The sequence below is a fragment of the Arthrobacter sp. BC5 genome, from assembly GCF_056680255.1.
In genome coordinates, this window is record NZ_CM155273.1 from 2028823 (window position 1) to 2050210 (window position 21388).

The following is a 21388-nucleotide window of genomic DNA, read 5'->3' on the forward strand; positions in this document are numbered from 1 at the left end:
TCTGTCCTCGGCGGAACGGTTCGTGCTCATGGTGTCTGTCCTACGGCGTCCTGCCTACCGAAATCTCTTCACCGCGCAAATCGTGGCGCTCCTCGGCACGGGGCTCCTGACCGTAGCGCTCGGACTGCTGGCGTTCGACCTCGCGGGCGACAGGGCCGGAGCGGTCCTGGGTACGGCCCTCACCATCAAGATGGTCGCCTACGTGTTCGTGGCGCCCGTCATGGCCGCGCTGATCGAACGGCTGCCGCGTAAGGCGGTGCTCGTCGGTGCGGATCTGGTACGAGCCTCGATCGCACTCTCCCTGCCGTTCATCGACCAGGTGTGGCAGGTCTACGTGCTGGTCTTCATCCTGCAGTCCGCGTCGGCGACCTTCACACCGGCTTTCCAGGCGCTCATACCGGTCGTCCTGCCTGCGGAGAAGGACTACACGAGGGCGCTGTCACTGTCACGTCTCGCCTATGACGTCGAATCCCTCGTCAGCCCGCTGCTCGCGGCGGTCCTGCTGTCCGTGCTGTCGTACTCCACCCTGTTCCTGGGGACCATGTTCGGCTTCCTCGTCTCCGCGCTCATGGTGGTGGTCACCAGGCTTCCTGCCCTCCCCGCGAGTGCGGCCCCCGGGTCGCTGCTGCACCGCACGACGCTCGGTTCTCGGATCTTCCTGCGGGAACGGAGCCTTCGAGGACTCATGGCGCTGAATCTCGTGGTCGCCTCGGCCACCGCCCTCGTCCTGGTCAACACCGTGGTCTTCGCGCGGGATCTCTTCGGCGGGACCAACGAGGATGTCGCCTTCGCGCTGGCGGCCTACGGGGCCGGATCGATGCTCGTGGCGTTCATCGCGCCTGCTGCGCTCGAGAGGATGCGGGACCGGAGCTTCATGCTCATCGGAGGCGGGATCCTTCCGGTCGGCCTGCTCTGTGCGGCCCTGGTGGCACGTTTCGGGTCCCCGTGGTGGGCGCTGCTCGCGCTGTGGGCGGTCCTGGGGATCGGCACGTCGATGATCAGCACGCCGTCCTCGAGGCTGCTGCGACGCCTTGCCACGGATGCCACCCGGAGTTACCTCTTCACGGCGCAGTTCTCCCTCTCCCACGCATGCTTCATGCTCACCTATCCCCTCGCCGGCTGGGTGGGGGCCCAGGCAGGCCAGCCCGCAGCAGCCTTCTGCCTTGCCGTGATCGCCGCCGGTGGAACCATCGCCGCGCTGGCCCTGTGGCCGCGCACTGCGGCAGCATCTGCCGTACCTCGTGCCGCGGCGCGTCCGGGCCAGTAGCGTAGGAGGACACCCATACGGGTTTCGACGGGGGAGTAGCGGGGGAGGACGGCATCACTACCAGCGATGCAGCAGGGCGCGGCACTGCCGGGCAGGGGGACGACGACGGACGCGGCGACGGCCAGCGGCACCCTGACGGCGCCGCGGGACCGAGCCTCGTTCATGCTGTGGCGCCTGATCACGCCCGGCTCGCTGCCGGCGCTGCGACCTTCCGGATGCTTGCCGATCCGACGCGGCTCCACATCCTGTGGCTGCTCACGCACGGCCCCGCCGACGTCGGCACGCTCGTCGACGCGACGGGCTCGCCGCGCACCGCGGTGAGCCAGCACCTGGCCAAACTGAGGCTCTCGGGGCTCGTGTCCACCCGGAAGGAGTCGCGCAACGTCGTCTACAGCATCATCGACGGACACCTCACCAGGCTGGTCCGAGAAGGCATGAACCACGCGGACCACCGGGTCACGGGGGAACCGGTCCACGAGGAATGACGACGGCCTGCGCGAGGAGGGGCTGACATGGCGGTGGGCCGGACCCCGAAGGAATCCGGCCCACCGCCATGTCAGCGCTACTACTAGAGCGTGCCCCGGCGGTCCGTGGTCCTGCCGTCGGTCAGGGTGCCGTCCTGCAGGCCCTGGCCGTCGGCCGGGACGCCGGTGCCCGGTACCCCGTCCACCGCGGGCAGGGGATCGACGTCGACGACGTCCACCTCGTCCACCTCGGGTGTCGTCTGGGGTATCACCGGCGCGGAGTCGACGACTGTGACCGTCTCCACCTCGGTGTCCTCCTCGCTGCTGCCCTTGTTGGCGGCCGCTGCGGCCACGCCTGCCACTGCGGCTGCCGCCGCGACGCCCACTCCGGCGGCCACCTTGCCGGACACACCGGCCTTGCCGCTGTCGCCGCGCGACTGTTCGGCGTCCTCGACGGTCGGGGACCCGGGCTGTCCGGCTACCGTGCCGCGCCAGGCGCCGGTCGCGTAGCTCTCGGACTCGATGAATTCCTTGAACCTGTGGAGGTCGGCCTTGGCCTGGTTCTCCACGACGTTCAGCTTGTCGCCGATCTTCTCGACGAGGCCCTCGGGCTCGTACTCGAGGACGAGGCTGACGCGGGTGGTCCCGCCGAGGTCCTCGAAGGACACCGTGCCGGCGTTGGTGGCGCCTTCGGTGGCGGCCCAGGACACCTTGCGGTCGGGCACCTGCTCGAGGACCCTGGCCTCCCACTGGCGGCGGATGCCGCCGATCTCTGCGACCCACTCGAGGCGGTCGTCACTCAACTGGGTGATCTGCTTGATCCCGCCCATGAAGTGCGGGAATTCCTCGAACTGCGTCCACTGGTTGTACACGGTCGTCACTGGAAGATTCACTACTACGGTTTCTTCGACCTTCGTGCTCATCATGCCTCCCTGGGCTTGTGGATACGTTCACTGAATCACATCATCAGCATGCTTAGCTTATGGTGTGTTCGGGATTGCCGCCAGTGCCGGTCAGGCGATGCGCGCCGTGTCCTCATGAGGGCAGGTCCCCGACGACGGCGTATTTGCGCCGCCAGTCGAGGCCTTCCTCGCCGCCGTACAGCGTCCAGTACTCACGCCCGGAGGTGATGACGCCGTCGGCCACGGTCCAGATCGACACGACGCGGAAGATCCCCACGTCCTCCTGCGGTACCTGCACCTCCGACACCACGACCTCCCCGGCGTCGTAGACGTTCAGGACGTCGATGCTCCACCCGTTCGGGTGCTCGGAGTTGACCGCGACGACGTTCGACCTGCCGCGGATGATCTCGCGCGTGACGGGCCAGAACACCTCCACGTCCTCCGCGAGCACCTGGCCCACGCCCTTCCAGTCCCTGCTCCACACCGACGACCAGTAGCGCCGGACGACCTCGGTAGATTCCATACGCCGATGCTACCGGCGGGCCTCCGCGCCGTGGCCGAGGTGCGCAGCGACGGTGGCTTCGAAACCTTCGACGGTGCGCGCGACCGCCGTGGCCGGAGCCGTGTCCCAGATCTCCTGGTTGAAGATCTCCACCTCCACGTCGCCCATGTACCCGGCGGCCTCGACCTCCGCGGTGATGCGCGCGAAATCGATGACGCCGTCTCCGGGGTAGTGGCGCGAGAGCAGGACGTCGGCGGCCAGCGGCGTGGCCCAGTCGCACACCTGGTAGCTCGCGATCCGGCCCTCCGTGCCCGCTCGGGCGATCTGCCCGGACAACTCCGGATCCCACCACACGTGGAAGGTGTCGACGACCACGCCGACCGTCGCGGGGGAGAACGGGGCGGCGAGGTCGAGTGCCTGCTTGAGCGTCGAGATGACGGCACGGTCGGAGGCGTACATCGGGTGGAGCGGTTCGAGGGCCAGCGTCACGCCGGCGGTCTGCGCCTCGGGCACGAGTTCGGCGAGGGCGTCCTGCACCATGGCACGGGCGCCCTCGACGTTCTTCGACCCCCGCGGGAGCCCCCCGGCCACCATGACCAGCACAGCAGCGGAACCGGGAGCGCCTGATGCGGCGAGCTGCGCGGTCTCCTCGATGGCCCTCCGGTTGTCGTCCATGGCCGCGCGCCGTGCGTGGCCCTCGGGGACGGTGAAGAACCCTCCGCGGCAGAGGCTCGAGAAGCGCAGGCCCGAGTCGGCCAGGAGCCGGGCGGCGCCGGGCAGGGACGCGGCCTGCACCGAGTCCCGCCACAGGCCGATGCCGGTGATGCCGGCGTCCGCGGTGACCCGGAGTGCCTCGGCGAGCGGTGCGTACTTCATCGTGGCCTGGTTGATGGAGAGGCGGGGGTGCGGCGCCGTCATGCCGGGACTCCGCTGACCCGCAGCAGTGCGTGCCACCGCTCGCGGGCGAGTTCGGGCTGCTCGAGGCCCCCGCACTCGTTGGCGAGGCGGACGATCTCCGAGAGGTGCGGCAGGCTGCGTGCGGCATGCAGGCCACCGACCATCCCGAAGCCCTGCTGGTGCCCGTTCAGCCAGCTGAGGAAGGCGACGCCCGTCTTGTAGTAGAACGTGGGCGCGGAGAAGATCTGGCGTGAGAGGGCCTCGGTGGGGCCGAGGATCTGCGCATAGGCCTCCTGGTCGTCGGCGTCGAGCGCCTGTACCGCGGCCGAGGCGTGCGGGCCGAGCGCGGCGAAGGCGCCGAGGAGTGCATCGGAGTAGCCCGAGGAGTCCCCGCCCATCAGGGACACGTAGTTGAAGTCGTCACCGGTGAACATGCGGGCGGGGGCATTGAGCTGGGCCCGGACTGCCCGCTCCGAGTCGGCGTCCAGCAGGCTCATCTTGACGCCCGCCACCTTGTCGGGCGCGTTGGCGATGATCTTCAGCAGGGTCGAGGAGGCCCCGTCCGTGTCCGACGAGCCGAAGTACGTGCCCAGTTCGGGATCGAAGGCGCTCCCGAGCCAGTGCAGGATCACCGGTGCCCCGGCGGCCGCCAGGACCTCCGCATACACCCGCTCGTAGTCCTCCGGCGTGCGCGCGGCACGCGCGAGGTGGCGGCTGGCCATGAGCACCACGGAGGCGCCGGCGTCCTCGGTGAAGTGCAGTTGCTCCTTGTAGGCGTCGATGACCGCCTCGAGCGGTACGACGGCGTCGTCGACATGGTCCGTGTTCACGCCGACCACCAGCGCACCGCCCACGGACCGCGCCTCGGCCGCGCTGCGCGAGATCAGTTCGCGCGTGGCAGCAGCATCGAGGCCCATGTTGCGCTGGGCGGTGTCCATGGCATCAGCGACACCGAGTCCCCACGACCACAGGTGGTGGCGGAAGGCGAGGGTCGCGTCCCAGTCGAGGTCGGCCGGCGCGCCGGGGACGTTGTCCGCCGTGGTGCGGGGGACGACGTGCGCCGCGGCGTAGACGGTCCTGCTGGCCAGCGGAGCGCTGGGCTTCGAGAACGACGGCGCGGGGTTCAGTTCCACGGCGGAAGGAGTCCCCGCCGCATCGACGAGCGTGATCATGCCAGGGTGACCGCTTCCTCCAGGGGCAGCACCGCGGTGCGCACGTCCTGCAGGTCCAGGCGGCGGCCGGAGCGCGAGCTCTCGAGCCCCTGCTCCGCGAGGTACATGCCGCGGGCGCCGGCGAGGAAGTCGTACGGGTGCGGGGCGTCTTCGAGGACGTGGCGGAGGAAGTCCTCCCACTGGGTCTTGAAGCCGTTCTCGAACACCTCGTTCGTGGGGACGTCGATCCAGTCGGCGTCGTAGTCGTGCGTGTCCTCGAGGTCCGGGTTCCACACGGGCTTCGGCGTCGCGTTGCGGGGCTGGATCTTGCAGCCGAAGAGCCCGACGACGGCGGACCCGTGGGTGCCGTCCACCTGGAACTGCACGAGTTCGTCGCGGTCCACGCGGACGGTCCAGCTCGAGTTGAGCTGCGCGATGATTCCGCCCTCCAGTTCGAAGACGGCGTAGGCGGCGTCGTCGGCGGTGGCGCTGTAGGGGAGGCCCTGCTCGTCGACGCGCTCGTCGATGTGCGTGACGGCGCGTGCGTACACGGATTCGACCCTGCCGAAGAGGTTCTCCAGGACGTAGCTCCAGTGCGGGAACATGTCGACGACGATCCCCCCGCCGTCCTCGGCCCGGTAGTTCCAGCTGGGGCGCTGCGCATCCTGCCAGCCGCCCTCGAAGACCCAGTAGCCGAACTCCCCGCGCACCGAGAGGATGCGGCCGAAGAAGCCGGAGTCGATCAGGCGCTTGAGCTTCTGCATGCCGGGGAGGTACAGCTTGTCGTGCACCACGCCGTTTTTGATACCGGCCGCCTCCGCGAGGTTCGCGAGTTCGAGGGCATCGGCCGCCGTCTCCGCGGTGGGCTTCTCGGTGTAGATGGCCTTGCCTGCAGCGATGGCCTTGCGGATGGCCGCCGAGCGCGCCTTGGTCACCAGGAAGTCCGAGTAGATCTCCCAGGTCGGGTCTGCAAGAACGCTGTCGAGGTCCGTCGAGTAGTGCTCGATACCGTGCCTGGCGGCGAGTTCGGCGAGTTTCGTCTCGTTACGGCCCACGAGGATCGGCTCGACCTGGACGCGGGTTCCATCGGAGAGGAGGACTCCGCCCTGGTCCCGGATCGCGAGGATGGAGCGGACCAGGTGCTGCCGGTAGCCCATGCGTCCGGAGACGCCGTTCATGATGATCCCGATTGTCCTCGTTGACATTGATACTCCTTGATTCCGGCGACATCGCTCCGTTGGAAAACGCTTACCGCGAGTGTAGGGGAAGAAGGAGGGAGGGGCAATAAGGGGCGGATCGGGTTACGTCCCGGAGTCGGGTCGCCCGGGGATGTCGCGACGCGTGCACTGCTCAGGGAGCACCCATGCTTCACGCGCCATGGAGAATTCGACCCATTGTGCGAGGACGGCGGAGGAGGTCCAGGCCATGGCGAATCCGCGGACCGTCTGGCGGGATCCGTCCGGGTACGTGAGATCCACCCAGAGAGCCGGGGCAGGGGAGACCGACTCCGTGATGCCCTCGGTCGGGGCCTCGAGCTGGATCGGCGGGAGGAACCGGTGAGTCGTCGGTGGAAGCCCGTGCCATCCAACGGCCCTAGCCACGCGGGCCTGCCCGAGGAGCGGCGTACGGCGTCGGCTGGTCCATGCCACCACTCTACGAGGGAGCCGCCCGGGGCACCTCCGTCGTAGCCGAAGGGGCGCTGCCCGGGATGGCGCAGAGGAAACAGGTGCGGTCAGGCCGCGTGCGTGGGCCGTGGCGTGAGGTCCCGCCGCCGGCAGCGCGCGGCGTCCACCCACGCCTCACGGGCTCGGGAGTATTCGATCCACTGCGCCAGGACCGCCGTGCCCGTCCAGGCCATGGCGAAACCCTTCAGGGTGCGCCGGGAGCCGTCGGGGTATTCGAGGTCCACCCACAGTGCGGGCGACACGAGCGGCTCCGTGACGCGGCTCGTGGGCGCCTCGAGCTGGAGGGGAGGAAGAAACCTGTCAGCGCTGGGTGGGATGCCGTGCCACCCCGGTCGTTCTGCCATGGCACGAGGCTATGCCGCGTCTCCGACGTCCTCGCGGCCAGCACACGCGTCACGTGACGAAGGATGCTGCCGCCGGTCCGCAGTCTCAGTGCATTGCGGCACCTTCGGGCCCGGCATGGGCACGAGCCAGGTCGTCGCTGAAGGGGGCGCGCCTCCGCGGCGGGAGGTCGTCGATGAGTTCGTTCACGGCGAGGGCGAGCAGGTCGCATTCGAGGGCGGGCATCGGCATGAGGCCCAGGAGGTAGGCCTCGACCTCGTACTCGTCGACCTCGCCGCTCAGGGAGAAGTAGTGCAGCCATACCTCTCCCACCGAGAAACCCGACTCCGTGATGGCGGCGTTGGTCAGGGCCCGCTGTTCCTCCGCATGCGGGAAGGCGCTCACGGTGCCTCCCTTCTTCCGGGCGCACCATGACCGTTCACGATGTTCGCGGTGAGTTGCCGGAAGGGGATGCCCGTGCTGCGCGCCCGCGCAGTCAGAAACGCGAGGGCCTCGGCCTCGCTCAGCCCTTCACGCTGCATCAGGATGCCCTTGGCGATGCCGACGACGTCGCGCGAGCGCAGCGACTCCCGGAGTTCGCTGCTGATCCGGGTCGATGTCTCCGATGTCTGCACATGGCCGAGCAGTGCCGAGGCGGCGACCGAGAGGCTCGTGAGGCGGGTGCGGTCGGCGTCGTCGAAAGCCGCCGGCACCGTCGAGTAGACCTTCATGGCGCCGATCGAATCGCGGCCACGGAGGAGCGGGACGCTGAAGCACGAGCGGATTCCCGCTTCCGCCGCGGCAGCGCTCCACCGGGGGAACCGCTGGTCGGTGGCCGTGTCCTCGATGGCCACGGGTGTCCGCGAGGACCACGCCGTCAGGCACGGCCCTTCGCCCAGGGTGTACTGCAGGTCGTCGGCGGTCCGGACGAGGTCGTCCGTCGAGCCCACGCTGACGCGTTCGGAGTGTTGGATGAGCGAGACGCCGGCCCCGGAGGCATTGGCGATCGTCTCCTCGGAAACGCGGGCAAGGAGGTCCACGGCGTGCTGCGCGGTCTCCTGCGTGAGGACGAGTCCTCGGATACGACCGAGCGTCGCACCCAGCTCGGCAGAGGGGGGATAAGGGTCCATCGGTAGCCTCGAACGTCATGCCAGGCTTGATCCTGGCGCCGCGGGCCTTCTGCTAGACCACGATCGCGCGCTTCCGGCGATCCGCTTCCTTCATCCTAGCCGGGTGCCGGTCAATTGGGAGGGAAAGTGTACGAAGCTGCTGCGGGGTATGCCGGACGGCTGGATGTGGCCTGTCGGCGAGCGTATTCGACCCATGCAGGGGCCCGTCTGGTTAGGATGATCTCGACGATGTCACCGTCGCCGCCACGGACCTGTCCGCGGGTGGACCGGCCAGCGTCCCGCCGTTGATCCACGATGCGTGAGGTATCCACAGCACCATGACGAATGACGATTTGCAGAAGATCCGAGTCGCCGCCGCGGACAAGGAGGACGTCGAGTTCGAACTCGACCGCGCCGAGCTCGTCCTCAAGGAAGCCGTCGCCGAGGCGATCAGCCATGGCGAGGACATCAAGGTGGTCGCGGAGGTCGCCGAACTGCCCCTGGACGACGTCGTGCAGCTCGCTGCCCAGCAAGCCGACCCGAACCCGGTCCTGCCCTTCTGACACCCCGCTATCGCTGCGGCGTGCTTCCCCGGATGATCGTCTCGGTGGGAATCGGCGCAGGCCCGTCGCCGGCATCCTTCCGCACGCCGTCGTAGGCGGTCCCGGTCGCCAGCTGGAGGGCGCGCCGCCCCACGTCCTCGAGGGGGATCCGCACCGTGGTCAGCGCGGGCGTGATGTCGCGGACGGTCGGGATGTCGTCGAAGCCTGCCACGCCGATCCCTTCGCCCGGCACGATGCCGGCGTCGCGCAGGGCCGAGACGACGCCCACGGCCATGACATCGTTCACGGCGAACACCAGGTCCACCGGCGCCTTCGACGCGAGGAGTTCCTGCGTGCCGCGGTAGCCGCCGTCGCGCGTGAAGTCCGTGTGGATGATGAGCTCGGGCGGAAGGGGGATCCCGTGTTCGGCGAGCCCTTCCGTGAAGCCGTCGAGCCGCTCCTCCGCGGTCATGATCTCGGGTGGTCCGGCGATGACCGCGACGTTCCTGTACCCGAGCCCGGCCAGGGCCACCGCGAGGTCGCGGGCGCCTCCACGGTTGTCGAGGAGGACCGTCGCGAAGGGCGCCGCGTCCTGGCTGATGAACGCCACCTTGCCGCCGGTGTCCTCGAAGGCCGACAGTTCCCCACGCAACTGTTCCTCGAACGCGGAGCCGGTGGTCCGCGAGCCGGCGAGGATCATCACGCGGGGCCGCTGCCCGCGCAGCGCCCGCACGGTGTCCAGTTCCCGCTGGGCATTGCGGCCGGTCACGGCGATGGTCACGACGAGGCCCTCCTCGCTCGCTGCGTCGATCACGCCGGCGGCGATGCTGGAGAAGTAGGGATCCGCGATGTCGGCCACGAGGAGCGCCACCGTGGTGGTGCTGCCCTTGGCCACGGCCTGTGCGAAGAGATTCGTGGTGTAGCCCAGCCGCTGGGCCGCTTCGACGACGCGCTGCCGATACGCCTCGTTGACCTTGCGCGCGCTGCCGTTCAGGGACCTCGACGCCGTTGCGAGCGAGACGCCCGCTTCCCTTGCCACGTCATGCAGCGTCGCGGGACTCTTGCTTGCCGGTGCCGACATTGCTTCCACTCCTGGGGTGTGTGCGGCGGCCGCTCGGCCACGCCCTGCGAATTCCACGGAAAGGGCCATTCTTGCACGGCGCGGTGCGGCATTCAGCCCGCCCACGGCCGCCGGTAAACGCTTTCTCTGTTACTGTTTCCGGGACCGCATTCCTGTCCAGTGTTGGAGGAACCGTGCCCCTGTCCAGTCCGGCTGCCGAGCCTCCTGCGGAACGGCGCGTGCCGCTGCGGGCGGCCATCCTGGGGACGGGCGGCGTCGCGCACCTCCATGCCGCCGCGTTGCCGGACCTTCCCGGCGTCGAGCTCGTTGCGGCCGCGGATCCCTCGGAGCAGCATCTTGCCGCGTTCGCCGGTACCTACCGTGTCCCTTCCCGCTACTCCTCGCTCCCGGCGATGCTGGCGGCGGAGCCCATCGACGTCCTGCATGTCTGCACACCCCCGGGCGGCCACGCCGAGCAGACGGCGGCCGCCTTCGCCGCTGGTGCACACGTCGTCGTCGAGAAGCCCGCAGCCCTCAGCCTCGCCCAGCTCGACACCATGATCGACGCCGGCCACGCGGCCAGCCGCGGCCTCGCCGTCGTCTTCCAGCAGCGGTCCGGCTCTGCCGCCGCGCACGTCAAGGCGCTGCTCGATGCGGGAGTACTGGGACGTCCGCTCTCGGCGCTGTGCCAGACGAACTGGTACCGGACGGCCGAGTACTTCGGCGTTCCCTGGCGTGGCACCTGGGCGAGCGAGGGGGGAGGCACGACACTCAGCCATGGGAGCCACCAGATCGACCTGCTGGCCTACCTGCTCGGCGAGTGGTCCTCGGTCCACGCCACCATGTGGCGGCTGGAGCACGACGTCGAGACGGAGGACCTCTCCCATGCATCCCTCGTCTTCGCCTCGGGCGCCGTCGCGTCGGTGGTGACGACCGTCCTCGCGCCGCGGCAGTCGAGCCTCCTGCGCATCGACACGGAGAACGCCACCGTCGAGCTGGAGCACCTGTACGGTCATGGTCATGCGCACTGGAGGATCACGCCGGCGCCCCACGTCGATGCCGGGACGTCGGAGTCCTGGGCGCTGCCGGACCAGGAGATCCCGAGCGGCCATGACGCACTCTTCGCCGAGGTCTATGCCTCGCTCCTCGCGGATCGCGGCATGCCGGACCTGGTGGGGCACCCGGCCCGCGCACTGGAGATCGTGACGGGGATGTACGCCTCGGCGCGGGAAGGCCGCCGGATCGCCAGGGCGGACCTCGAGGGCCCCGCGCTGCGCGGGCCCCTCACAGCGCCGATCATCGACGCGCGGCACCGGTCCCGGTCCGGCGGATCCGCGGCGTGAGCGTGCCGGCGGCCCTGACGACCGTCGACGACCGGGTGGCGGGCGTCCTGCACGACGGCCGCGGCGAACCCTCCGGGCATTCGCCGCGGCCCTTCCTGCATCCCGTGTCGACGCCGGGCGGACGGTCGGTCAGCGACTACCGGCCCGAGGACCACCCCTGGCACTGGGGGCTCGGCATCGCGGTCTCCACCATCGACGTCGTCGGCCAGGCGTATCCCGCGAACCTCTGGGGCGGGCCCACCTACCGTGAGGGTGCGGGCTACGTGCAGGTGCCGAACAACGGTTCGCAGGAGGTACGCGCCGAGGAAGACCGGGACGACGGATGGGTCCAGCAGCTCGATTGGCGGACTGCCGACGGCACCGCCTTCCTCGCCGAGACGCGGAGCTGGCAGGCGGAATCCATCCGGGCGGGCGGCGTGGAATGGCTCGCCACGACCGTCCGGAGCAGATGGGTCAATGCCGGCGGCGGACCGCTGGCATTCGGAAGCCCGACGACGTCGGGGCGTCCCGACGCCGGCTACGGCGGGTTCTTCCTCCGCCTCGCACCCTTCTTCGACGGAGCCTGCATCGTCGCGCCATCCATCGGGCCTGCTTCATCGGGTGGGGCGGGCATGCGGGTGAGCGAGGCCGACGCGATGGGCAGCACGAGGGCCTGGCTGGGACTGAGGTCACCGGATGCCTCGGTGCTCATGGTGCCGGCGGCGGACAACCCGGGCGGGACTTCCCCCTGGTTCGTCCGGAGCACCGGCACGCCGATGCTGTGCGCCGCACCCTTCTTCCACCGCAAGCTCCACCTCGGCGTCGGCGGGGTCCTCGACTGGACGTGGTCCCTGCTCACCGCGGACGGGCCCGTGCAGGACGACGCGTTCCCGGCGGCGGCGGACACGGTGTGAGGACCCGTTCCGCCTAGGCTGGCGGCATGGCCCTCATCCACGACGTGACCCTCCGACCCTCCAAGCTGGAACTGCTCGCTGCGTGGCTGCCCCGACAGCCGTGGGCCCACGGACTGGACGGCCCCCTCGAGCGCGCCGGGTCCTTTCGGTTCGACGACCCGGAGGGCGAGGTCGGCGTGGAGACCCTCCTCGTCGGTGCAGGTGGAACACTCCTGCAGGTGCCGTTGACCTACCGCGGTGCCCCCGCGGACGGGATGGGGGAGCACCTCGTCGGCACGCTCGTCCACCCGGCCCTGGGGCGGCGGTGGGTGTACGACGCCGCCGCCGATCCCGTGTATCTGGCCACCATCCCGGCGGCCGTCCTCGACGGGACGCCACAGGCCGGGCAGTTCCAGGAGGTCGACGGCGCGCTCGTGCCCCTTCCGCCGACCGTGGCGCTCGAACAGGCGGTTGACGGTGATCGTGGGGATGCCGCCGCCGGTGCGGACGCCGTCGTCCTGGACACGCCCCGCGGCCCCATCCTGCTGTTCCGGCGCCTCCATCCCGGTGCCGCGGTCCAGGGGCGATCCGCGCTGCTCGCCACGGGCAGCGCGGGAACGGTGCAGCTCGCCGCAGGCGGATAGGCGGAGCGGGGACTGCGGGATCTGCCCTCGGAGTAGTCGGCGGTCAGTCTGCGGGCAGCGGAAGCTCCACGAGACGAGGGCGCATCAAGGGACCGCCGGCCGGCGATCGTCGCTCAGGCGGCATCCCCTTCTTCCCCGGGGAGAACGGCAGGCCCGCGTCGGGCCCGGCGAGTCCCGAGGGCCGGATGTCCTAGAGTCCGAGCGATTCCAGGACGGGCAGCTCGGCCCGCGCTCGGGTTTTCGCCTCGGCTGCCGTCGGAGCAGCGACGGCGATCCCGGCGATCCGCTGCGCTTCCGCGAGGGTCACGCTGTTGAGGACGGCCCCGACGCCCGCGAGGGCCCGGGGGGTCATCGAGAGCGTCGAGACGCCGAGCCCCACCAGCACGACGGCGAGGGCGGGATCCGCTGCCGCCTCACCGCACACTCCCACGGGCTTCGCGTGCCCCTCGGCTGCGGAACCCTCGACCGTCAGCTTCACCATGCGGAGGACGGCCGGCTGCCAGGAGTTGTTGAGGGCTGCGAGCGAGCCGAGCTGCCGGTCCGCCGCCATGGTGTACTGCGTGAGGTCGTTCGTGCCGAGGCTCGCGAAGGAGACCTCTCCGAGGATCGCCTCGGCCATGAGCGCGGCCGACGGCACCTCCACCATCACGCCGGGCGTCTGCAGGCCGGCGTTGCTGCACAGCTTGGCGAAATCAGCGGCTTCCTCGGCGGTGGAGATCATGGGGGCCATGACCCACACATCGGCCGTCGCCTGGGAGGCGGCGTCCGCGATGGCCTTGAGCTGACGCTCGAGGACTCCGGGCGAGGTGAGGTCGGTGCGGTAGCCGCGGACGCCGAGGGCCGGGTTGGGCTCGGTGGAGTCGGTGAGGAACGGCAACGGCTTGTCGGCACCGGCGTCGAGCGTGCGCACCACCACCTTCCTGCCCGGGAAGGCATCGAAGACTCCCTTGTACGCCTCGATCTGTTCCGCCGCGGTCGGTTCCGTGTCGCGCCCGAGGAAGCAGAATTCCGTGCGCAGCAGGCCCACGCCCTGGGCTTTCGCTTCCGCTGCCTTCACGGCGTCCTTCGCTCCGCCCACGTTCGCCAGGAGGGGCACCTCGTGCCCGTCCTGGGTGGCACCGACGCCGTCGAACACGGTGAGCGCCGCAGCGGCTGCCGCATAGGCCTCCGCGGCCGCTTCCTCCTCCGCGCCGGGGTCCAGGGCCACGGTTCCTGCAGCGCCGTCGACGAAGACGACTGCGCCGTCGTCGATGCCGTCCACTCCCGAGGCGGCGACGACGGCGGGAAGGCCGAGGGACCGGGCGATGATCGCTGTGTGCGACTGGGGCCCGCCCCCGGAGGTGACCAGGGCGAGGACGACCGCCGGATCGAGCGTGGCCGTGTCCGCGGGAGCGAGGTCCTCGGCCACCAGGATGAAGGGTGTATCGGAGGACGGGATGCCGGGTGCCGGGAGTCCGCGCAGTTCGGCCACGATCCTGGCCCGGACGTCGAGGACGTCGGCGGTGCGCTCCGCCATGTATCCGCCGAGGTTGTGCAGCATCTCGGCGACGGATGCTCCCGCTTCCCACACGGCACGGGCGGGAGAGGTGCCGTTGTTGATGAGCTTCGTCGCCGACTTGAGCAGCATGGGGTCCGCCGCCATGAGCGAGGTCGCCTGCAGGACGGCCTTGGCGTCGCCCTTGGCTATCCCGGCCCTGCGCTTGAGTTCCTCCTGGACGGCCTTCGAGGCGGCCTTGAGGGCCGCGACGGCGTTCTCGGGAGTGTCGGGAGAGTCGTGGCGTTCGCCAGCGGGAGGCTCAGCGACCGATTTCGGCATGTGACGGACCGGGCCGATCACACGGCCTGGGCTGACTCCGACCCCTGCGAAATTCTCCATCGAATGTCCTCGTTTCCTTGCTGGTGGTCTCGGTCTAACACCATTGTGCCGCCCGAGGCAAAAACTATGTGTGACCCAGTTCATATAACGGTGCTATAGGTGCTACGGTAGCAGGCATGAAAAAAGTAGGCGAACCAGCGCCTAAGATCAGGCTGCTGAGGGCCGCCGCGGCACTGCTCGCGGAGTCCAACGGCGAGCCCGTATCGACCCGGCAGATCACGGAGGCTGCCCGGGTCACCGCACCGACCCTGTATCACCACTTCGGCGACAAGGAGGGGCTGTTCGACGCCGTGGTCGCAGAGGGGTTCACGGAGTACCTCGATGCCGAGAGGAGTCTCCCGGCCTCGGGACAACCGATCGAGGACCTCCGGAACCACTGGGACAACCACGTGCAGTTCGGCCTCGACCACCCGCACCTCTACCTGGTGATGTTCGGCAACATCCGGCCCGAGCGACGGCCATCCATGGTGGCCAGTGCTGAGGCCTTCCTCGAGGAGGTGCTGGCGCGGGCAGCCGCGGCAGCCCGCCTCGTGGTGTCCCCGCACGAAGCCGCGCGCAGCATGCTCGCCGCCAACATCGGCGTCACGCTCATGCTGATCTCGGAACCTGCCGCGAAGCGGAACCTCGAACTCTCCGCCATGACCCGGGAAGCGGTGATCTCCGCCGTGGCCACGGATCTCGAGGGTGATCCGACCACGGACACGGAGGGGACACCCTCCGTGGTCGTGGCAGCGATCGCGCTGAACGCGGCACTGCAGTCCTCCCACCCCGACCAGCTCTCCAGCTCCGAACTGAAGCTCTTCCTCGAATGGCTCCAGCGCATCTCCACCAGAGCGGGAAGCTGACGCTTCCCGATCGTCACCCATCCCTCTCCGCAGAGTTGCGGGGACTACGGTAAGGAATCAATGTGGCAACACAACTAGAAGCGAGGTCCGGCACCAGTGTCCGGGTCCGCGTGCAGAGGTTCGGGACGTTCCTGTCCGGAATGATCATGCCCAACATCGGCGCGTTCATCGCGTGGGGCCTGGTCACGGCCCTCTTCATCGAGGCCGGCTGGCTCCCGGTTCCGCAGCTCGGCGGATTCGGTGAGACCGACGGCGTGGCGAATGTCGGGCTCGTGGGCCCGATGATCACCTACCTGCTGCCCCTCCTGATCGCCTACACCGGTGGGCGGATGGTCTACGACGTCCGCGGCGGCGTGGTGGGCTCCATCGCCACGATGGGTGTCATCGTCGGCGCCGGCATCCCGATGTTCATCGGCGCCATGATCATGGGCCCGCTCGGCGGCTGGAGCATGAAGAAGATCGACGCGATCTGGGACGGCAAGATCCGCCCCGGTTTCGAGATGCTCATCAACAACTTCGCAGCAGGTATCTGGGGGGCGGTCCTTGCCCTGATCGGCTTCTTCGGCGTCTCCCCGCTGGTCGAGGCGTTCAGCACGGGCGCGGGCAATGTGGTCCAGTTCCTGGTCAACAACGGCCTCCTGCCCCTCACCAGCATCTTCATCGAGCCTGCGAAGGTGCTGTTCCTCAACAACGCCATCAACCACGGCGTCCTGACTCCTCTGGGCGTCCAGCAGTCGCTGGAGCAGGGCAAGTCCATGCTCTTCCTGCTCGAAGCCAACCCGGGACCCGGCCTGGGCATCCTGCTCGCCTACATGTTCTTCGGTCGCGGCGCGGCCAAGGCTTCCGCTTCCGGTGCCGCCATCATCCACTTCGTCGGCGGCATCCACGAGATCTACTTCCCCTACGTCCTGATGCGCCCGCTGCTGATCCTGGCCGCGATCGCAGGCGGCATGACCGGTATCGCGACCCTCAGCATCACCAACGCCGGCCTCGTCGCCCCAGCCGCGCCGGGCTCCATCATCGCGGTGCTCGCCCAGACAGCCCGTGACAGCTACTTCGGTGTCGGCCTGTCCGTCGTGCTCGCCACGGCCGTGTCCTTCCTCGTCGCCTCGGTCATCCTCAAGACCGGCAAGAACCAGGACGGTGGCGACCTCGCTGCCGCTGCCTCCAAGATGGAGGGCCTGAAGGGCAAGAAGAGCTCCGTCGCCGGCAACTTCCGCTCCACGTCCGCGACCGACGGTCCCATCCGCACCATCGTGTTCGCCTGCGACGCCGGCATGGGCTCCTCCGCCATGGGCGCCTCGGTGCTCCGCAACAAGATCAAGGCGGCCGGCTTCCCGGACGTCAAGGTCACCAACCTCGCCATCGCCAACCTGAAGGACGACTTCGACGTCGTCGTGACGCACCAGGACCTCGCCGCCCGCGCCGAGCCCCTGACGCAGAGCGCCACGCACGTCACCGTCGACAACTTCATGAACAGCCCGCGCTATGACGAGATCGTCGAGTTGGTGCGTGCCAGCGCTGCAGCCGAAGGTGGAGTCGATCCGAAGAACCCGATGCCGGCCGCCGTCGCGTCCGAGGCCGACGACGAAGGCGCGGCCACCGGCGCCAATGACGTCCTCGCCGAGGAGAGCGTCGTGCTCGACGGCAGGGCCACCACGCAGGAGGATGCCATCAACGAGGCCGGCCGCCTGCTGGTCGAACGAGGAGCCGTCGACTCCACCTATGTGGCGGCGATGCACGAACGCGAGAAGTCCGTGCCCACCTACATGGGCAACTTCCTCGCGATCCCGCATGGCACCAACGCGGCGAAGGACCTGATCAAGCGCTCGGCCGTGTCGATCGTCCGCTACCCCGAAGGCATCGACTGGAACGGCAAGCAGGTGAAGTTCGTGGTCGGCGTCGCCGGCGTGAACAACGAGCACCTGTCCATCCTGTCCGCGATCGCCCGGGTGTTCTCGGACAAGGACCAGGTCGCCAGGCTCGACGAGGCGACCACGGTGGACGAGGTCCTCGCGCTCTTCGGAAAGGTCAACGCTTAGTGAAAGCAGTACATTTCGGTGCCGGCAACATCGGACGCGGCTTCGTGGGGCTCCTGCTCCACGAAGCCGGGTACGAGGTGGTCTTCGCCGACGTCGCGGACGCCCTGATCGAACAGCTGGCCTCGACGCCCAGCTACGACGTGCACGAGGTCGGCGAGGATCCGGCGGTGAAGACGGTGGACAACTATCGTGCGCTCAATTCGCGCTCGCAGGAGGAGGATGTCGTCGCGGAGATCGCGACTGCGGATATCGTCACCACGGCGGTGGGCCCGAACATCCTGAAGTTCCTGGCGCCGGTCGTCGCCCGAGCGATCGCCCGGCGCGGCGACGATCTGGCACCCCTGCACGTCATGGCCTGCGAGAACGCCATCAACGCGACGGACATCCTGCGCCGCGAGGTCGAGCAGACATACGACGGCGCCGCACTGGATCTCGCGTCGAAGGCGGTCTTCGCCAACACTGCGGTGGACCGGATCGTCCCGAACCAGGCGGCCGGGCAGGGACTGGACGTCACCGTGGAGACCTTCTTCGAATGGGTCATCGACCGCACCCCGTTCAAGGGCAGTGCGCCCGAGATCCCCGGTGCGACGTACGTCGACGACCTCGAGCCGTACATCGAGCGGAAGCTGTTCACGGTGAACACGGGCCACGCGTCGGCCGCCTACTTCGGATCTGCGGCCGGCGTCGAGAAGATCGCGGACGCGATGGCTGACGAGGCGATCGCCGCCAAGGTGCGCTCCGTGCTCGACGAGACGAAACAGTTGCTCGTCTCGAAGCACGGGTTCGACCCCGAGGAGCAGGAAGCCTATGTGCAGAAGATCCTGCGGCGCTTCACCAACCAGCACCTGCCGGACACCGTGGTGCGGGTCGGCCGCGCACCCCTGCGGAAGCTGAGCCGCAGGGAGAGGTTCGTCGGTCCGGCCGCGGAGCTGGCGGAGGCCGGTACGCATCCGGCAGCGCTGCTCGAGGCGATGCAGGCGGCGCTGTCCTTCTCGGCCCCGGATGATCCCGAGGTCGCGGCGCTCGCCGAGATCCTCGCCACCCAGGAACCGGGCGAGGCGACGACGTCCATCACGGGCCTGACGCCGGATCACCCGTTGTACGGACCGGTACGGGGCCTGATCGCGCAGCATGCGCCAGGGCACCACGCCTGATCGGTCGGCACGAGGAAGAGGGAGCAGCCACGCGCTGCTCCCTTTTTCGTAGCCCGGCCTTGACGAAAACACCCCCCGACTCCTAGCGTGGTGTGGAAAGCGTTTTCCAACTTAAGGATTCAATGATGAGTTCGGCACAGAAAACAGCACTCTCGGCCTGCGTGGCACTCGCCACGGGCGCCGTCCTCACCCTGGGCGGACTCTCCGTCCCGGCCATGGCGCAGGGGACGGGCACCACGGCTCCGATCGGCGGAGTGCAGCTCGAACACCTGGACCGCGGGCTCGTCAGCGCAGCGACCCCTCAGGGCGTGTTCCTCTCCTGGCGGCTCAGGGCCACCGAGGCCACGGGTGCGACCGCGGAAGGGCTCACGGGAACGGACTTCACGGTCTACCGTGACGGTGCTCCCATCGCCACCGTCACGGACAGCACCAACTATCTCGACACCACCGCGACCGGGACCGCTGCCGCGGGCGCCCGGTACAGCGTCGCGGCCGTCGTCGACGGCGTGGAGGTCGAGGTGAGCGCCGACGTCGCCCCGTGGACACAGGCGTCCACGGACCTGCCGCTGACCAAGCCGGCCGACGGCGTGACTCCGGCGGGGGAGGCGTACACCTACTCCGCGAACGACATGAGCGTCGGTGATGTCGACGGTGACGGCTCCTACGAATACTTCGTCAAGTGGGACCCCTCGAACTCGAAGGACGTCTCCCAGATCGGGTACACGGGCAACACCTACATCGACACCTACACGGCCGAAGGGCGCCTGCTGAGCCGGATCGACCTCGGCGTGAACATCCGCGCTGGCGCCCACTACACACAGTTCATGGTCTCTGATTTCGACGGCGACGGCCGCTCCGAGATGATGCTCAAGACGGCTCCCGGAACGAAGACGACCACGTACGGAGCAGACGGCCGGATCACCTCCGAGAGCTACGTGACGCTGCCGGAGGCGGACGCCGCGGCCGGCTACACCCACGGGGACGACTACCGGCTGGGCGCAGCCGGCTACTACGAGCACGTGGTCGGGATGTTCAGGGGCTGGCAGGACCACCCCGAGGTGGCGGCCGGCACCTGGCCGGCGACGCTCGAGGAGGCCTTCGGCATCCCGCAGCGCTACGACTATCCGCTGTCCGACGTCGATGCGCGCGCAATGGTGGACTACTTCATGGACGTCTACGCGCCGTCGCGCAGCGCCAGGAACAACCTGCGCGCGTTCGAGGGCTTCATCCTCGACGGCCCCGAATACCTCAGCGTCTTCGAGGGCGCGACGGGCACCGAACTGGAGACGGTTCCGTACGAGCCGGGCCGCGGTGACGACGGCCTGCTGTGGGGCGATTACGCGATGGCGCGGATCGAGCCGGGCAACCGCGTGGACCGCTTCCTGGCAGGCGTCGCGTACCTTGACGGTGAGAACCCGTCGGCCGTGTTCGCCCGCGGCTACTACACGCGTGCGAACGTCGTCGCCTACAGCTGGGACGGCGAGCAGTTGACGCAGGAGTGGCACGCCGACTCCGGCCACGTGCCCATGACCAACCCCTTCAACGACGGTCCGCACGGCGGACGGGGCAGCAGCGAGGAGTTCGGCCCGCTGGCCGGCCAGGGCTTCCACTCGCTGAGCGCGGCGGACGTCGACGGCGACGGCCGGCAGGAGATCGTGTACGGCAGTGCCACCATCGACGACGACGGCTCGCTGCTGTACAGCTCGTTCGACACGCTCCCCGCGGGGAGTGCTGCTCCGGGCGCCGAGGCGAAGCTGGGGCACGGCGACGCCATCCACGTCACGGATATCGACCCCGACCGTCCCGGCCAGGAGATCTTCTCCGTCCACGAGGGCGGAGCAGGGGCTCCCTATGGCTGGGCGATGCGGGACGCGTCGAACGGCGAGGTACTGTTCGGTGGTTACACGGGCAGGGACACCGGGCGCGGGATGATCGGCGACGTCGACCCGGACGTCCGAGGCATCGAGAACTGGGCGGTGGGGCTCCGCTCGGCGGCGGGCCGGCTCCTGCCGGGCAACGGCTACGGAACCAACATGAGCATCCGGTGGGCGGCGGACGGCACCACGCAGCTCGTCAACGGCACGGCCGACCAGTCCACCACCATCGACGACGCCCGGCGCGGACGGCTCCTCACCGCGACGGACACGCGCACCAACAACGGTACGAAGGGCAACCCCTCGCTCGTGGCCGATGTGTTCGGTGACTGGCGCGAGGAACTGCTCGTCCGCACGGCGGACAGCTCGGCCATCCGGATCTTCACGAGCACCGAGGTCACCGATCGGAAGTTGTACACCCCGATGCACGACCCGCAGTACCGTGCGGAGATCGCCCGCCAGAACACGGCCTACAACCAGCCCGCGTACACCAGCTTCTATCTGGCCTCGGACACGGACTTCACGAGCGTCCCCGTGCCTGACGCCTTCCTGCCGGGGGCGCTTCCCGCCCTGCAGCGGCAGCTCGAGCAGGCCATCGCCGCGGGTGACGTCTCCGGACCGGCCGCGCAGCAGGTGCGGGCATCCCTGGACCAGGCCCAGCGGGCAGTGGAACGGGACCAGGCCGGCAATGCGGCCAGGGCGCTCCAGAAATTCCTCGACCGGCTGGAGCAGAAGCAACCCGGCACGGTGTCCGAGGATGCGCGCACCCGGCTCGGCTACGCCGGAGCGGAGATCCTCTCGACGCTGCGGTGACGGCGTGGGCCAGAACTTCCGGCAG

21 protein-coding genes are annotated in these 21388 nt (G+C 69.2%); 10 read left to right on the forward strand and 11 right to left on the reverse strand.

The annotated features are described in order from the left end of the window. The first annotated feature begins 28 nt into the window (after window positions 1-28). Window positions 29-1267 carry an MFS transporter gene (locus tag AC1MFI_RS09460; protein ID WP_479816396.1) on the forward strand — a complete coding sequence of 413 codons (1239 nt, stop codon included), beginning with the start codon at window positions 29-31 and terminating at the stop codon, window positions 1265-1267. A gap of 167 nt (window positions 1268-1434) precedes the next feature. Further along, entirely contained in the window at window positions 1435-1752 is a 318-nt protein-coding gene (locus AC1MFI_RS09465) for an ArsR/SmtB family transcription factor (protein WP_479816398.1), read from the forward strand. Between the two features lie 83 nt (window positions 1753-1835). Here the strand turns inward: AC1MFI_RS09465 and AC1MFI_RS09470 are convergent, their stop codons facing one another. The 9 genes from AC1MFI_RS09470 to AC1MFI_RS09510 form a co-directional block, all read right to left on the reverse strand. Next, on the reverse strand, window positions 1836-2624 hold the full coding sequence (locus tag AC1MFI_RS09470; protein WP_479816401.1) for an SRPBCC family protein: 789 nt from the start codon (window positions 2622-2624) through the stop codon (window positions 1836-1838). Window positions 2625-2766: 142 nt separating this feature from the next. Next, the gene (locus AC1MFI_RS09475; protein ID WP_479816403.1) at window positions 2767-3156 is read right to left on the reverse strand and encodes a nuclear transport factor 2 family protein; all 390 of its coding nucleotides are present in this window, start codon (window positions 3154-3156) and stop codon (window positions 2767-2769) included. A 9-nt stretch (window positions 3157-3165) separates the two neighbouring features. Beyond that, entirely contained in the window at window positions 3166-4053 is an 888-nt protein-coding gene (locus AC1MFI_RS09480) for a sugar phosphate isomerase/epimerase family protein (protein ID WP_479816405.1), read from the reverse strand. Further along, a complete protein-coding gene (locus tag AC1MFI_RS09485; RefSeq protein ID WP_479816407.1) occupies window positions 4050-5204 on the reverse strand; it encodes a dihydrodipicolinate synthase family protein in 1155 nt (384 codons plus the stop codon). Before AC1MFI_RS09485 ends, AC1MFI_RS09480 begins: the two co-directional genes overlap by 4 nt. Then, window positions 5201-6388: a Gfo/Idh/MocA family protein gene (locus tag AC1MFI_RS09490; RefSeq protein WP_479816409.1), complete on the reverse strand. Its 1188-nt coding sequence runs from the start codon at window positions 6386-6388 to the stop codon at window positions 5201-5203. Before AC1MFI_RS09490 ends, AC1MFI_RS09485 begins: the two co-directional genes overlap by 4 nt. A gap of 96 nt (window positions 6389-6484) precedes the next feature. Next, entirely contained in the window at window positions 6485-6832 is a 348-nt protein-coding gene (locus tag AC1MFI_RS09495) for a hypothetical protein (RefSeq protein ID WP_479816411.1), read from the reverse strand. A gap of 83 nt (window positions 6833-6915) precedes the next feature. Next, entirely contained in the window at window positions 6916-7212 is a 297-nt protein-coding gene (locus tag AC1MFI_RS09500; RefSeq protein WP_479816414.1) for a hypothetical protein, read from the reverse strand. A gap of 85 nt (window positions 7213-7297) precedes the next feature. Beyond that, on the reverse strand, window positions 7298-7594 hold the full coding sequence (locus AC1MFI_RS09505; RefSeq protein WP_479816417.1) for a hypothetical protein: 297 nt from the start codon (window positions 7592-7594) through the stop codon (window positions 7298-7300). Continuing rightward, window positions 7591-8319, reverse strand: coding sequence for a GAF domain-containing protein (locus AC1MFI_RS09510; RefSeq protein WP_479816419.1), 729 nt, complete (start codon window positions 8317-8319; stop codon window positions 7591-7593). Before AC1MFI_RS09510 ends, AC1MFI_RS09505 begins: the two co-directional genes overlap by 4 nt. A 317-nt stretch (window positions 8320-8636) precedes the next feature. Between AC1MFI_RS09510 and AC1MFI_RS09515 the strand changes: the two genes are divergently transcribed. Beyond that, window positions 8637-8861, forward strand: a complete 225-nt coding sequence (locus AC1MFI_RS09515) for a hypothetical protein (protein ID WP_479816421.1) — start codon at window positions 8637-8639, stop codon at window positions 8859-8861. Between the two features lie 7 nt (window positions 8862-8868). Here AC1MFI_RS09515 and AC1MFI_RS09520 read toward each other — a convergent pair whose 3' ends face one another. Next, window positions 8869-9879 (reverse strand): LacI family DNA-binding transcriptional regulator, encoded by a 1011-nt coding sequence (locus tag AC1MFI_RS09520; RefSeq protein WP_479816423.1) that lies wholly within the window; start codon window positions 9877-9879, stop codon window positions 8869-8871. Window positions 9880-10094: 215 nt separating this feature from the next. Here AC1MFI_RS09520 and AC1MFI_RS09525 point away from each other — a divergent pair, with 215 nt between their 5' ends. The 3 genes from AC1MFI_RS09525 to AC1MFI_RS09535 are packed head-to-tail and all read left to right on the forward strand — an operon-like array spanning window position 10095 to window position 12759. Continuing rightward, window positions 10095-11243, forward strand: coding sequence for a Gfo/Idh/MocA family protein (locus tag AC1MFI_RS09525; protein ID WP_479816425.1), 1149 nt, complete (start codon window positions 10095-10097; stop codon window positions 11241-11243). Beyond that, window positions 11240-12136 (forward strand): DUF6807 family protein, encoded by an 897-nt coding sequence (locus AC1MFI_RS09530; protein ID WP_479816427.1) that lies wholly within the window; start codon window positions 11240-11242, stop codon window positions 12134-12136. The genes AC1MFI_RS09525 and AC1MFI_RS09530 overlap by 4 nt, the downstream gene beginning before the upstream one ends. A gap of 26 nt (window positions 12137-12162) precedes the next feature. Further along, window positions 12163-12759 carry a maltokinase N-terminal cap-like domain-containing protein gene (locus AC1MFI_RS09535; RefSeq protein WP_479816429.1) on the forward strand — a complete coding sequence of 199 codons (597 nt, stop codon included), beginning with the start codon at window positions 12163-12165 and terminating at the stop codon, window positions 12757-12759. Between the two features lie 190 nt (window positions 12760-12949). Here AC1MFI_RS09535 and ptsP read toward each other — a convergent pair whose 3' ends face one another. Then, window positions 12950-14635, reverse strand: coding sequence for a phosphoenolpyruvate--protein phosphotransferase (gene ptsP, locus AC1MFI_RS09540; protein WP_479816431.1), 1686 nt, complete (start codon window positions 14633-14635; stop codon window positions 12950-12952). A 116-nt stretch (window positions 14636-14751) separates the two neighbouring features. Between ptsP and AC1MFI_RS09545 the strand changes: the two genes are divergently transcribed. From AC1MFI_RS09545 to AC1MFI_RS09560, 4 genes are all read left to right on the forward strand, one after another. Further along, on the forward strand, window positions 14752-15480 hold the full coding sequence (locus AC1MFI_RS09545) for a TetR/AcrR family transcriptional regulator (RefSeq protein WP_479816433.1): 729 nt from the start codon (window positions 14752-14754) through the stop codon (window positions 15478-15480). Window positions 15481-15542: 62 nt separating this feature from the next. Beyond that, on the forward strand, window positions 15543-17522 hold the full coding sequence (locus tag AC1MFI_RS09550) for a PTS mannitol transporter subunit IICBA (RefSeq protein WP_479816435.1): 1980 nt from the start codon (window positions 15543-15545) through the stop codon (window positions 17520-17522). Further along, complete coding sequence (locus AC1MFI_RS09555; RefSeq protein WP_479816437.1) at window positions 17522-18676, forward strand: mannitol-1-phosphate 5-dehydrogenase; 1155 nt, start codon at window positions 17522-17524, stop codon at window positions 18674-18676. The genes AC1MFI_RS09550 and AC1MFI_RS09555 overlap by 1 nt, the downstream gene beginning before the upstream one ends. A gap of 125 nt (window positions 18677-18801) precedes the next feature. Then, window positions 18802-21363 (forward strand): rhamnogalacturonan lyase, encoded by a 2562-nt coding sequence (locus AC1MFI_RS09560; RefSeq protein ID WP_479816439.1) that lies wholly within the window; start codon window positions 18802-18804, stop codon window positions 21361-21363. Window positions 21364-21388 lie beyond the last annotated feature (25 nt).

Coding starts and splice junctions, on each gene's coding strand:
- AC1MFI_RS09460 (WP_479816396.1), top strand. CDS start 29: ATGGTGTCTGTCCTACGGCGTCCTGCCTACCGAAATCTCTTCACCGCG.
- AC1MFI_RS09475 (WP_479816403.1), bottom strand. CDS start 3,156: ATGGAATCTACCGAGGTCGTCCGGCGCTACTGGTCGTCGGTGTGGAGC.
- AC1MFI_RS09480 (WP_479816405.1), bottom strand. CDS start 4,053: ATGACGGCGCCGCACCCCCGCCTCTCCATCAACCAGGCCACGATGAAG.
- AC1MFI_RS09485 (WP_479816407.1), bottom strand. CDS start 5,204: ATGATCACGCTCGTCGATGCGGCGGGGACTCCTTCCGCCGTGGAACTG.
- AC1MFI_RS09490 (WP_479816409.1), bottom strand. CDS start 6,388: ATGTCAACGAGGACAATCGGGATCATCATGAACGGCGTCTCCGGACGC.
- AC1MFI_RS09500 (WP_479816414.1), bottom strand. CDS start 7,212: ATGGCAGAACGACCGGGGTGGCACGGCATCCCACCCAGCGCTGACAGG.
- AC1MFI_RS09510 (WP_479816419.1), bottom strand. CDS start 8,319: ATGGACCCTTATCCCCCCTCTGCCGAGCTGGGTGCGACGCTCGGTCGT.
- AC1MFI_RS09515 (WP_479816421.1), top strand. CDS start 8,637: ATGACGAATGACGATTTGCAGAAGATCCGAGTCGCCGCCGCGGACAAG.
- AC1MFI_RS09535 (WP_479816429.1), top strand. CDS start 12,163: ATGGCCCTCATCCACGACGTGACCCTCCGACCCTCCAAGCTGGAACTG.
- ptsP (WP_479816431.1), bottom strand. CDS start 14,635: ATGGAGAATTTCGCAGGGGTCGGAGTCAGCCCAGGCCGTGTGATCGGC.
- AC1MFI_RS09545 (WP_479816433.1), top strand. CDS start 14,752: ATGAAAAAAGTAGGCGAACCAGCGCCTAAGATCAGGCTGCTGAGGGCC.
- AC1MFI_RS09560 (WP_479816439.1), top strand. CDS start 18,802: ATGAGTTCGGCACAGAAAACAGCACTCTCGGCCTGCGTGGCACTCGCC.